Source organism: Synechococcus sp. CBW1006 (assembly GCF_015840525.1).
Classification (GTDB): Bacteria; Cyanobacteriota; Cyanobacteriia; order PCC-6307; family Cyanobiaceae; genus CBW1002.
Genome location: NZ_CP060396.1, coordinates 1,614,140 through 1,626,246 on the forward strand (window position 1 = coordinate 1,614,140; position 12,107 = coordinate 1,626,246).

8 protein-coding genes and 1 rRNA gene are annotated in these 12,107 nt (G+C 64.6%); 6 read left to right on the plus strand and 3 right to left on the minus strand.

The window, feature by feature from the left end; all coding sequences use genetic code 11:
- Positions 1-65: 65 nt before the first annotated feature.
- The 3 genes from nadB to H8F26_RS07735 form a co-directional block, all read right to left on the minus strand.
- On the minus strand, positions 66-1,808 hold the full coding sequence (gene nadB / locus H8F26_RS07725) for an L-aspartate oxidase (protein ID WP_197158630.1): 1,743 nt from the start codon (positions 1,806-1,808) through the stop codon (positions 66-68).
- A gap of 54 nt (positions 1,809-1,862) precedes the next feature.
- Complete coding sequence (psbU, locus tag H8F26_RS07730; RefSeq protein WP_197158631.1) at positions 1,863-2,240, minus strand: photosystem II complex extrinsic protein PsbU; 378 nt, start codon at positions 2,238-2,240, stop codon at positions 1,863-1,865.
- A gap of 165 nt (positions 2,241-2,405) precedes the next feature.
- Positions 2,406-3,050, minus strand: coding sequence for a DUF3120 domain-containing protein (locus tag H8F26_RS07735; RefSeq protein ID WP_197159064.1), 645 nt, complete (start codon positions 3,048-3,050; stop codon positions 2,406-2,408).
- A gap of 252 nt (positions 3,051-3,302) precedes the next feature.
- Between H8F26_RS07735 and H8F26_RS07740 the strand changes: the two genes are divergently transcribed.
- The 6 genes from H8F26_RS07740 to H8F26_RS07765 all read left to right on the plus strand — a co-directional run bounded on the left by H8F26_RS07740 (position 3,303) and on the right by H8F26_RS07765 (position 12,075).
- A complete protein-coding gene (locus H8F26_RS07740) occupies positions 3,303-4,181 on the plus strand; it encodes an undecaprenyl-diphosphate phosphatase (protein ID WP_197159065.1) in 879 nt (292 codons plus the stop codon).
- 68 nt (positions 4,182-4,249) lie between these two features.
- The gene (locus H8F26_RS07745) at positions 4,250-5,677 is read left to right on the plus strand and encodes a TIGR03279 family radical SAM protein (RefSeq protein WP_370594679.1); all 1,428 of its coding nucleotides are present in this window, start codon (positions 4,250-4,252) and stop codon (positions 5,675-5,677) included.
- A 255-nt stretch (positions 5,678-5,932) separates the two neighbouring features.
- Positions 5,933-7,507, plus strand: a complete 1,575-nt coding sequence (locus H8F26_RS07750; RefSeq protein ID WP_231605544.1) for a TolC family protein — start codon at positions 5,933-5,935, stop codon at positions 7,505-7,507.
- A 17-nt stretch (positions 7,508-7,524) separates the two neighbouring features.
- Positions 7,525-8,919: a BCD family MFS transporter gene (locus H8F26_RS07755; protein WP_197158632.1), complete on the plus strand. Its 1,395-nt coding sequence runs from the start codon at positions 7,525-7,527 to the stop codon at positions 8,917-8,919.
- On the plus strand, positions 8,916-9,719 hold the full coding sequence (locus H8F26_RS07760; RefSeq protein WP_197158633.1) for an inositol monophosphatase family protein: 804 nt from the start codon (positions 8,916-8,918) through the stop codon (positions 9,717-9,719). Before H8F26_RS07755 ends, H8F26_RS07760 begins: the two co-directional genes overlap by 4 nt.
- A gap of 870 nt (positions 9,720-10,589) precedes the next feature.
- Positions 10,590-12,075, plus strand: a 16S ribosomal RNA gene (locus tag H8F26_RS07765).
- Positions 12,076-12,107 lie beyond the last annotated feature (32 nt).

A 12,107-nucleotide genomic window follows, 5' to 3' on the forward strand; every position in this document is an offset into this window, starting at 1 on the left:
GTTCAGGGCTGCGTTTCTAGGCTTCAGCTCAGTGCGATGGCCTGCCTGGTGGGGCATCCACGTGCTCATCGGTCCTGTGCAGCTCCGCTGTCCACGTTGACGGGATTCACCAGCTGCCCCACCGGAGCTGTCTGCACCGGATGCCCCAACCTCTGGAAGCTGTGGCGCTCCCAGAAGGGCTGGGGAGCAGGGGCATCGGTGCGGAAGTGGCCGCCGCGGCTTTCCTGGCGAAACAGGGCCGCCTCGATCAGGCGTTCGGCCAGCACCAGCCGCTGCTGCAGGTTCTGGCCACGCTGCAGGGCGGCAGCGGCACTCGGTTCAAGGCTGAGCCGATCGCCTGGCTCCAGGTGGGCCAAGCGCGCGTCGAGGGATCCGGAGGGCCAGAGCCCGGCCCGCTCCTGAACCCAGGCCAGGGCGCGCCGGAGGCCGCTGCCGCTCCGCTCAACCCCGGCCTCCTGCCAGCAGAGCCGACGCAGTGCCTGGATGCGCGCCCGTAAGACGTCCGGATCGGGCAGGGTCAATCCTGGTGCCAGGTCCTCCAGGCTGAACTGGCGCCCATGGCCAGTGATCGGGGCCGTGGCCCCGGCTGGATCCGCTGGCTGGAGTCGCCTCAGCTGGCGCGCGAACACCAGGCATTCCATCAGGGAATTGCTGGCCAGGCGGTTGGCGCCGTGGACACCCGTGCAGGCCACCTCTCCCACCGCATAGAGCCCGGGGAGGCTGGTGGCGGCCTCCAGGTCGGTGGCCACGCCTCCCATCCAGTAGTGGGCGGCCGGCGCCACGGGGATCGGGTTCCGGGTCGGCTCCAGGCCCAGTTCGCGGCAGCGCCGCAGAATCGTGGGGAACTGTCGTTCCAACCGTTCGCCGCCCACTGGGCGTAGATCCAGCCAGAGATGGTCGGTGCGCAGCTCCCGCATCCGCCTGGCCAGAGCGCGGCTCACCTGGTCGCGCGGGGCCAGATCGCCGCCACTGAGCCCGGCCACCGGACTGGCCCCAGCGCCATCGAGCAGCCGGCCCCCTTCGCCACGGACGGCCTCCGAGATCAGGAAGTGGGGAGCATCCGGCAGCATCAGGGCGGTGGGGTGGAACTGCACGAACTCCAGGTCCCGCAGTTCCGCCCCGGCCCGCCATGCCATGGCGACGCCATCGCCACTCGACTGCGACGGGTTGGTGGTGTGGGCAAACAGGTGGCCACCGCCGCCACAGGCCAGCACCACAGCCCCGCTGCGGATCCAGCCCAGCTCCTGCTGGTGCAGGACCTGCAGCCCCCGGCATCGGCCGGCGGAAACCCATAGCTGCAGCGCCACGGCTCCTTTGAGGCAGCAGAGCCCCGGTCGCTGCAGGGCCCTCCGCTCCAGGGCTTCCACCAGGGCGCCACCGGTGCGGTCCTGGGCATGCAGCACGCGCCGATGGCTGTGGGCGGCCTCCAGGGTGGTGCTGAGCTCGGCGCCATGGCGGTCGAAGGCCATGTCCAGGCTGAGCAGGCGTTCGACGCAGGCTGGGGCCTGGCGCACCAGCAGCTCCACCGCCGCGGGATCACAGAGGCCGGCACCGGCCTTCAGGGTGTCGGCGATGTGACTGGCGAAGCTGTCATCCGGCCGGGTCACGGCGGCGATTCCACCCTGGGCCCAGCGGCTGGCGGAGCGGGGCTCGCTGTCTTTACTGAGCAGCAGCACCCTCAGCTCAGGCGGCAATTCCAGGCAGGCCATCAGGCCGGCGGCGCCGCTGCCGACCACGACCACGTCCCAGGAGCGTTGGAAGGGCGACCGCTCGCTCGAATCGTCTGCTTGCGTCACGGCATCGCCCATGAAAAAAGCCGCCGGGAGGGCCCGACGGCTTTCACCTGAGGCTGATGGTAAGGCTCAGCGGTAGACGCCGTCATTGATGCGATCGAAGCCTTCATTCAAGGCGATCGAGGGCGGGGTCACGGTGAAGTTGTCCTTGTACTTGTCGAACAGTTCCTTCTGGCGTTCGGTCAGATCCAGCTGAAGAACGTCGTCGACGCTCTCGTAGGGACCTCCCAACACGATTTTGCCAGCCAGGGTCGGATACATGCCGGGATACTGCTGGAAGCGGCGCACTGAAGCATTGTTGAGATCAACTTTGCCCGCAGACTCGGCGATCTTGTCGTCGGCCACATTGCGCAGCTCATCGGCCCAGGCTGCGGGGGGCAGCACCAGCGAAGCCATCAGCCCGATCATGGCAACCCCGCCCATCAGCCAGGCAACCAGCCGTTTCATCTCCACTCTCCGTTGAATACGGGACATTGAATCCGGGACCTGAGGCGACAGAAAGCCGCCAGGCCAACAACGTTACAGATCTCTCCTTCCGCCAACCCCGATGGGGCCGGTGGCTTTTGCAGAACTTCAGCTTTGCCTGGCGCCGGAGGCCTGGGGCCAGCCGGCTCAGACCAGACCCGAGACATGGGGGGCGAGCAGCGCCGCCAACAGAAACAGCCCATCAACCACCAGCGTGGTGAGCAGGCTTGAGGCGGCCACTCGCCAGGCCGTGCCCCGCTGCCAGATCTGACGGCAAAGCAACCCGATCGCAACGGCCGCCAGCAGCACAGTGCAGAGGGGCAGTGGCTGAAGCACCTGGCGTGCTGCGTCCTGCAGCAGCAGCGGGGCCTGCTCCGGACTGGCCTGCAGCACGATCGTCCAATGGGCCATGACTCCCGTCAGGGCCATCACGGCATCGGTGGCGGCGGTGCCGAGCAGGGATCCGAGATAGAAGGCACAGGCCAGCCGCCAGCGACCGGCCAGGCCGGTCAGGGCCAGCGGCAGGGCGAAGGCCTCAATCGGCAGATGCCAGAGCGGGTGGAGGCGGCACCAGCCCCAGAAAAGGGAGCCGGCCAGCCAGCTGCCGCTGAACCCCACCAGCAGGGCGCCGGCCTGGCTCGATCGTTCCTGCGCCTGACGTTCCAGCACCAGGCCCACAAGGAGCAGGACGCCGGTGAACAGGGCCGAGCTGGCCGGGGCGACACGCACCCAGGGAGCCTGCAGAAACACCGGCAGACTCACCAGAAGGGCCGCCAGCCAGGGCGCAGACATGGCCTGGATGGAAGCCAGACCAGGCCTCCGTGGCTCGGGGCGCTCCAGACTCCGCAGCAACGGGATCAGGCTGAGGGGACCCACGCCGGAGGGGGATTGCAGGCTGGAGGGAACCCCGATCACCAAGGATGTGAAGAAAGTTGGCCAACCTTAAAGGTGAAGCCGCCCCCGGTGAGGGGCTGCTGGCCGCCATAGGGTCGGCATTGGTGCTCGTCTTCCTGCATGGCCTTCTCCGGCATGGCTTTCGGCGGCATGCCCTTCGGCGTCGCTGTCGACCCCGCCGGGGCCGGCGCCCTCGACCTCTGGACCGCCTGCTGGCATGCGCTGGTGCTCGGGGTGGTGCAGGGACTCACGGAATTTCTGCCGATCAGCAGCACCGCCCATCTCAAGGTGGTTCCTGTCCTGCTGGGCTGGGGAGATCCCGGTGTCGCCGTCACGGCGGTGATTCAGCTCGGCAGCATCGCGGCGGTGCTCGCCTACTTCCGCGATGACCTCCGGATCGTGGTCCTTGGAATGGTCGAGGCCAGCCGCCGCCGCGATTGGAGCGATCCTTCCGCCCGACTGGGGGTGGCGATTCTGGTCGGCACCGTGCCGATCGTTGTGGCGGGTCTCTCGATCAAGCGCTTCTGGCCGGGCTACGAGACATCCGTGCTGCGCAGCCTTCCCTCGATCGCCATCGTTTCGATCGTGATGGCCCTGCTGCTCGCCCTGGCCGAGCTGCTCGGCCGCCGCCGCCGCACCATCGACGACACCTTCCCCCGCGATGGTCTCGTGGTGGGACTTGCCCAGGCCCTGGCGTTGATTCCCGGTGTCTCCCGCTCCGGCAGCACCCTCACTGCCGCCCTGTTCGATGGCTGGCAGAGGCCTGCCGCCGCGCGCTTTTCCTTCCTGCTCGGCATCCCGGCCATCACCCTGGCTGGCCTGGCCGAGATCAAGGGCGCCCTGTCGGCGCCGGCCGGTGGCGGTCTGGTGCCGATGCTGCTGGGCATTCTCTCGGCGGCCCTGGTCTCCTGGTTGGCGATCGCCTGGTTGCTGCGTTTCCTGCAGCGCCACAGCACCTGGATTTTCGTGGGGTATCGGCTGCTGTTCGGTCTGTTTCTGCTGCAGTGGGTGTCTCGCTCCGGTTTCTGAACACTGCTCTCTGGGGCAGGTTTGCTCCGCTGCCCCAACCTTCTGACCCCTACCCCCTGGATTGAGTCGTGTGGACTGAACTGAGTGCCGAGGCCACTGCGGCGGCCAGGGAGCGAGAGCCTGCAGCTGTCGCCGGTGAGATCGGCGGGATTCCGGGCCGCCAGCCGATGCCTGCGGAGGTGGCCAGCGTCGAGCCCGGCTCGATTGCCGAGGAGCTTGGCTTCCAGCCGGGGGATCGCCTGGTCAGCATCAACGGGGTTCGGCCGCGGGATCTGATCGATGTGCAGTTTCTCTGCGGTGACGAGGACCTGGCCCTTGAGGTGCTCGATCCCGATGGAACCAGACATCTCGTGGAGTTGGAGAAGGACGCCGACGAGGGGCTGGGCCTGGGCTTCACCGAAGCGCTGTTCGATGGCCTGCGCCAGTGCAATAACCACTGCCCCTTCTGCTTCATCGATCAGCAGCCGCCAGGCCGGCGCGACAGCCTCTATCTCAAGGACGACGACTACCGGCTCAGCTTTCTTTACGGCTCCTATCTGACGCTCACCAACCTCACGGCCGCTGATTGGCAGCGGATCGAGCAGCAGCGCCTCTCGCCTCTCTACGTCTCGGTGCATGCCACCGATCCGGAGCTGCGCAGTCGCCTGCTGATCAATCCTCGCGCCGCTCTGCTGCCGCAGCAGCTGAGCTGGTTTGCCGAGCGGCAGTTGCAGATCCACGCCCAGGTGGTGGTCTGCCCTGGTCTCAACGATGGCGATGCCCTGGAGCGCACCCTGCGGGATCTGGCTGGTTTCGCCGCCGGCGACTGGCCTGCCGTGCTCTCCGCCGCTGTTGTGCCGGTGGGGTTGACCCGCTTTCGGCCGGCTGGGGATTCGCTCGTGCCGGTGGATCGGGCCTGTGCCCGGGCTGTGATCGAGCGGCTGGAGCCCCTGCAGCGCGAGTTCGCCGGCCGGCTGGGCAGCCGCTTTGCCTGGCTCTCGGATGAGTGGTATCTGATCGCCGGCTTGCCCCTGCCGCCAAGGGCCACCTACGAAGATCTGCCCCAACAGGAAAACGGCGTCGGCAGTATCCGCGCTTTTCTTGAGCAGCTCGATGCCGCCACCACGGCCCTGCCGGCGGCGGTGACCCCCGCCCGTCACTACAGCTGGGTGGTGGGCAAGCTCGTGGCCGAGGCCCTGCAGCCGGTGGTGGAGCGGCTCAATGCCGTCGCGGGGCTCACTCTGACCTTGCACGGCCTCCCCAGCCCCTACTGGGGCCAGGATCAGGTGGTCACCGGGCTGCTCACCGGCTCGGATCTGCTCGACGGCGTGGCGGATCGACCCCTCGGCCAGGCGCTGCTGCTGCCGAGGGTGATGCTGCGCCAGGGCGAGCCGGTCTTCCTCGATGACATGACCCTTGATGAGCTGTCGGCCCGGCTGCCGGTGCCGGTCCATCTGCTGGAAGGGGCGGACGATCTGGTGTCCGTCTGCCTCGGCAATCCGGTGGGAGCTGCTTAAGCTGCGGCCGACGGATTGGATTGGACAGACGCCGTGACGCGCTCCTTGCTCCTGCGTGCAGTTCTCATCGCCACTGTAGGCCTCCCTGCAGGGGCTTCGGTGGCGCATGCGGAGTCACAGTCTGCGGCGGCTGCACCGCCCTCGACCTCGATCGCTGCTGGTGGGAGTCCCCCGGGGTCTGCGACGGATGCTGCGCTGGCTGCGGAGCCTGTTTCGGCCGTTGACACCGTTCCGTCCGAACAGACAGGCGATCCGGTGGTTCAAGCCCAGCCCGAGCCCCTGCCGCTGGCACCGGATGTCAAGGGTCCGCGGCCCAAGTCCGATCCCTCTGTCTTGCCTCCGGCCGCGACCACCCTTGATCCGGCCCTTCAGCCCCTGGCGGCCCCTGAATCCCTCGGCCTGCCGATCAAGACCGATCAGGTCCGCATCAACGAGCTCCGGCCCCTCGGACTCGGCGATGTGGAGCAGCTGGCGGAGGTCAACAATCCCAACCTCAAGGCCCTGGCCAGCCAGGTGGAGCAGGCCCAGTCGAATCTGCGCGCCCAGATCGCTCTGTGGTACCCGAATCTCAACCTCAACGCCGGCGCCCTGCCCACCTACACCGGCGGCCAGCAGTACAGCTCCGCCATCACCGGCACGGGCGAGGAGAGGGGCAACACAATTACCAGCATCTGGAACATGGAGGCCAGCCTCCAGGCCACCTGGTCCCTGATCAACCCCACCAGGGTGCCCCAGATCGCCGCAGCACGCGACCAGTTTGAGCAGGCCAAGAACCAGTACCTGATCGGCCTGCGAGACCTCAGATTGCAGGCGGCACAGGCCTATTTCGATCTGCAGGAATCCGATGAACAGGTGCGCATCGGCCAGGAGTCGGTGCGGGCCTCTGTGGTGAGTCTGAGAGACGCCCGGGCCCGGTTCCAGGCTGGTGTGGCCACCAAGCTGGAGGTGCTGGAGGCCGAGACCCAGCTGGCCCGCGACCAGCAGCTGCTCACCACTTCCCTGTCCGCCCAGTCGATCGCTCGCCGCACCCTGGCCTCCCTGCTGGATCTTCCCCAGACCGTGACCCCTACGGCGAAGGATCCGGCTCGGGTGCTCGGCACCTGGCTACCGTCCCTTCAGGAGAGCATCATTGCGGCTTATGCCTTCCGCGAGGAACTCGATCAGGCTCTGCTGGACATCTCGATCGCCAACAGCCGTGCCAACGCCCAGCTTGGCGAAGTCCAGCCCTTCCTCAACATTGTCAATACGTTGCGGGCTGGTCGCTCCAGCGGCTACCAGTTTGTGACACAGCCGATCCCGAACGAGATCGGTTGGAACGTGGATAACAGCATTGGCCTCAACCTCAGCTGGAATCTCTTCGATGGGGGCCGCGCTCGTGCTCTTTACCGGCAACAGAAGCAGGTAGCGGAGGAGAGCCGCTTCCGGTTCGCTCAGCAGCGTGATTTGATTCGTCAGGAAGTGGAAGTCAGCTTTTACGAGCTGCAGAAGAATAACCGCAATATCCTCACCACAACCCGCGAGGTTGTCTCCGCTCGGGAGGCCCTTCGCCTGGCCCGTCTCCGCTTCCAGGCCGGTGTGACGACCCAGCGGGAAGTTGTTGATAACCAGCGCGACCTCACCAACGCCGAAGTTCGCTACGCCAGTGCCATCAGCGATTACAACCGCAGACTGGCCGAGATGAGGCGCCGCACCGGCCTCGATCAGATTGCACTCTGCAAGCCCCAGGCTCTGCCCGCTGAGAAGCCAAGCAACACCGGCGAGATTGTCGTTCCTGTGGAACCACAGCCGCTTGAGCCGGCCTGTGCCTTCAACGCCAATCCGGTCAATTGAGTCGTTTCCCCTGAGTCATGGCCTCGGCCGCTCCGCCCCTTTCGCCGCTCCGTTGGATCGATGTGCTCCGGCTGAGCCTCTTCCAGGGCTGCGTTGGGGCCATGGCGGCGGTGTTTGTGGGGATGCTGAATCGGGTGATGATCACCGAGCTGGCCTTGCCGGCCCTGCTGGTGGGAGGCGCCCTGGCGTGTGAGCAGTTTGTGGCGCCCAGTCGTGTGCTGTTCGGCCACCTCTCCGACAACCACCCGATCGCCGGTCGCCACCGACTGCCCTACATCCTTCTGGGGGCGGTTCTGTTCAGCCTTCTCGCCCTGCTCTCAGTACCGCTGGTCTTCCATACCGCCCGCCTGCTCGACGGTGGCATCGGACTGACGGCAGGGTTTTCGATCGCCGCCATCGCCGGTCTGTTCGCCCTGTACGGGCTGGCTGTCTCCATGGCCACCACCCCCTATCTCGCCCTGGTGATCGATCGCACCACCGAAAGCCAGCGGCCCCGTGCGGTGAGCCTGCTGTGGTGCATGCTCACGGTGGGGATCATCGTGGCCTCGATCGCGATCCGCCTCTCCCTGCGCTCCCTTGATGGGGTCACCGATCCTTCGGTGCTCGAGCCGGTCCTGGCCGGATTCATGCAGCGTCTGGTGCTGGTGGTGCTGGCCCTCACCCTGCTGGCCATCGCCGGCATGGAGCCTGCTCGGCTTCCCCAGAGCGTGGCGTCATCGCGCGACGATGCCATCACCCTGGCTCAGTCCTGGGCCCTGATCACCTCCAGCCGTCAGGTGGCCGTGTTCTTTGGCTTCCTCGTGCTGTTCACCCTGGCTCTGTTCATCCAGGACCCCATCCTCGAGAGCTTCGGGGGTGAGGTGTTCTCCATGCCGATCTCCGCCACGGCCCTGCTCACCACCTTCTGGGGGGTCGGTACCCTGCTGGGGCTTGTGATGGCGGGACTCTGGGTGGTGCCGAGATTGGGCAAGCTGCCCACGGCCCGGCTTGGCTGTCAGCTGATCCTGCTCAGCCTTCTTCTCCTGATGGTCAGTGGCGTGCTGGGCCAGGTGGCCTTTCTGAAGGTTGTGATGCTGATCTTCGGCCTGGCATCCGGCATCGCCACCAACAGCGCCCTCTGTCTGATGCTCGATCTCACCCTTCCCCAGGCCGCCGGCACATTTGTGGGGGTCTGGGGTCTGGCCCAGGCTCTCTCCCGTGCCCTGGGCAAGCTGGTGGGTGGTGGTCTGCTCGATCTGGGTCGGTTGCTGTTTCCTGGCGCTCCTGCCCTGGCGCCGTACCTGCTGGTCTTCGGGATCGAAGCGCTGGTGGCCTTTGCCGCCATCCTGTTGCTGAGTCGCGTCAATCTGCGCCAGTTCAGGGAAGATACGGGACGAAGCCTGAGCAGGGTGCTCGCTCTGGAGCTCGGATGACCGCATCCCCCGTCCTCTCCTCTCACCTGGATCCGGCCCTTGATGCCTTGGTCGATCGGGTGGCAGACCGGCAGCGGCGGGATTTCGGGCACATGGCGTCTGATCTGAAGGCCGACGGCACCCTGATCACGGCGTGTGATCGCTGGAGCGATGCCACCTTGGTGGAAGGCCTGCAGCGGATCTATCCCGAGGATGGAGTCCTCAGTGAGGAGGGCCGTCAGATCGTTCCTGACACCCCGAGTTTCTGGGTTGTGGATCCGCTGGATGGCACCACAAACTTTGCCGCCGGCATCCCGTACTGGGCGATTTCGCTGGCCCGATTCGAGCGGGGCCGCCCCGTGCTGGCGGTGCTGGATGTCCCCCCGTTGCGTCAGCGCATCGTGGCGATCCGGGGCGAGGGAGCCTGGCGCAATGGCAAGCGGCTGGAGCCGCCTTCCTTGCAGGCCCGCACGGCGGGCTGTGCGTCTCTGTGCAGTCGATCGATCGGGGTGCTGCAGAAGCTGCCGAATCTCCGCTTCCCCGGCAAGATCCGCCTGCTGGGGGTCGCGAGCCTCAACCTGGTGAGTGTGGCCATGGGGCAGACCGTGGCGGCGCTGGAAGCCACCCCGAAGCTCTGGGACCTTGCCGCGGCCTGGCTGGTGCTGGATGAATTGGCCTGCCCGCTCCGCTGGCTCGATGCGGAGCCCCAGTTGCTCAAGATCGGCAGCGACCAGGCCACCCAGGACTATCCGGTGCTGGCCGCGGACAGCGAAGAGAGTCTGGAGAGATTCCTCCCGTGGGCTGAAGCCCTGCTGGATTGATCTTCTCTTGCAGACCCTCTGCCTGGCCCCGGTGCTGGTGGTGCTGAGCCTGGCGGGCTGAAGCTGCCCGCGGCCCCATCAGTGGGAGCTTGCGCGATCGAAGGTGTATGGGGTATGGTTTTGGACTGCGCAGCACACCGGGAGCGAGAGCACCGGTGGAAACGCAGAGTCTTCGGTGCTGCGAGGCACTGAGGGCAAGTGCCGTTTGCCTGCAAGGGTGAAGGGTGCGTGCTTACGACGAAGGAGGCGCGAGCCACCGGTGTTGTAGGTTTCCTGAGTCGCTGAGAGGCGACGCGCCGAAACGACCCGGAGCCGAAAGGCCAAGGGAGTGGAGGCAGCACCTGGACAATTGAAAAGTTTAGGAACTGACGCTTCTACCGCGTCATTCTGATCGGATCGAACGGTTCTGAGTTTGCAGTGGACCAGCCTTGCGCTGGAGCCAGTGTGGAGTCAAAGCCAGGTTGATGCGGTGTCGAGGATGACGAAACGAGCGGTAGAGGTGTGAGGTCCCGTCAAACATTTTAAGCGACGGGAACCTGCAGTGATGTGGTGCTGCCTTGAGGTCTCACGCCTTGGGTCAGAACTGGGTGAAAACCAGCTGTGGGTGACTGAAGCGAACCGGATCTGAGATCTGGGAAAGTCACGGGATTGTGAAGCGAACCGAAAGGAAAGAACCATGAGGAGAGATCCAAATGGAGAAGTCCAGAAGGAAGGCTAAATAATTGTGTGCACTCTCGAACCCTTTCGGTCAGTCGAAAGGTGGTCCCAACTGAAGACTGTGCGCCAGTGCAGGATTTGGGTGAGCGACAAACTTCTCTGCGATGAAAGCTCAAGCGAAAGTTTAGAGCTGACGTTTAAAGGGGGAAGACTACTACGGAGAGTTTGATCCTGGCTCAGGATGAACGCTGGCGGCGTGCTTAACACATGCAAGTCGAACGAACCTTCGGGTTAGTGGCGGACGGGTGAGTAACGCGTGAGAATCTGCCCTCAGGAGGGGGATAACGGCTGGAAACGGCCGCTAATACCCCATATGCCGAGAGGTGAAATGAATTTCGCCTGAGGATGAGCTCGCGTCTGATTAGCTAGTTGGTGGGGTAAGAGCCTACCAAGGCTTCGATCAGTAGCTGGTCTGAGAGGATGATCAGCCACACTGGGACTGAGACACGGCCCAGACTCCTACGGGAGGCAGCAGTGGGGAATTTTCCGCAATGGGCGAAAGCCTGACGGAGCAACGCCGCGTGAGGGATGAAGGCCTCTGGGCTGTAAACCTCTTTTCTCAAGGAAGAAGATCTGACGGTACTTGAGGAATAAGCCACGGCTAATTCCGTGCCAGCAGCCGCGGTAATACGGGAGTGGCAAGCGTTATCCGGAATTATTGGGCGTAAAGCGTCCGCAGGCGGCCTTGAAAGTCTGCTGTTAAAGCGTGGAGCTTAACTCCATTTCAGCAGTGGAAACTACAAGGCTAGAGTGTGGTAGGGGCAGAGGGAATTCCCGGTGTAGCGGTGAAATGCGTAGATATCGGGAAGAACACCAGTGGCGAAGGCGCTCTGCTGGGCCATAACTGACGCTCATGGACGAAAGCCAGGGGAGCGAAAGGGATTAGATACCCCTGTAGTCCTGGCCGTAAACGATGAACACTAGGTGTCGGGGGAATCGACCCCCTCGGTGTCGTAGCCAACGCGTTAAGTGTTCCGCCTGGGGAGTACGCACGCAAGTGTGAAACTCAAAGGAATTGACGGGGGCCCGCACAAGCGGTGGAGTATGTGGTTTAATTCGATGCAACGCGAAGAACCTTACCAGGGTTTGACATCCTGCGAATCCCTTGGAAACGAGGGAGTGCCTTCGGGAGCGCAGTGACAGGTGGTGCATGGCTGTCGTCAGCTCGTGTCGTGAGATGTTGGGTTAAGTCCCGCAACGAGCGCAACCCACGTCTTTAGTTGCCAGCATTGAGTTGGGCACTCTAGAGAGACCGCCGGTGATAAACCGGAGGAAGGTGTGGATGACGTCAAGTCATCATGCCCCTTACATCCTGGGCTACACACGTACTACAATGCTACGGACAAAGGGCAGCAAACTCGCGAGAGCTAGCAAATCCCATAAACCGTGGCTCAGTTCAGATCGTAGGCTGCAACTCGCCTACGTGAAGGAGGAATCGCTAGTAATCGCAGGTCAGCATACTGCGGTGAATACGTTCCCGGGCCTTGTACACACCGCCCGTCACACCATGGAAGTTGGCCACGCCCGAAGTCGTTACTCCAACCCGTAAGGGAGGAGGATGCCGAAGGTGGGGCTGATGACTGGGGTGAAGTCGTAACAAGGTAGCCGTACCGGAAGGTGCGGCTGGATCACCTCCTAACAGGGAGACAAACTGATTGTGATGTCTGAATA

Excerpts from the sequence above, each read along its gene's own strand:
- nadB (WP_197158630.1), bottom strand. The coding sequence starts at position 1,808 with ATGGGCGATGCCGTGACGCAAGCAGACGATTCGAGCGAGCGGTCGCCC.
- psbU (WP_197158631.1), bottom strand. The coding sequence starts at position 2,240 with ATGAAACGGCTGGTTGCCTGGCTGATGGGCGGGGTTGCCATGATCGGG.
- H8F26_RS07735 (WP_197159064.1), bottom strand. The coding sequence starts at position 3,050 with ATGTCTGCGCCCTGGCTGGCGGCCCTTCTGGTGAGTCTGCCGGTGTTT.
- H8F26_RS07740 (WP_197159065.1), top strand. The coding sequence starts at position 3,303 with ATGCCCTTCGGCGTCGCTGTCGACCCCGCCGGGGCCGGCGCCCTCGAC.
- H8F26_RS07755 (WP_197158632.1), top strand. The coding sequence starts at position 7,525 with ATGGCCTCGGCCGCTCCGCCCCTTTCGCCGCTCCGTTGGATCGATGTG.
- H8F26_RS07760 (WP_197158633.1), top strand. The coding sequence starts at position 8,916 with ATGACCGCATCCCCCGTCCTCTCCTCTCACCTGGATCCGGCCCTTGAT.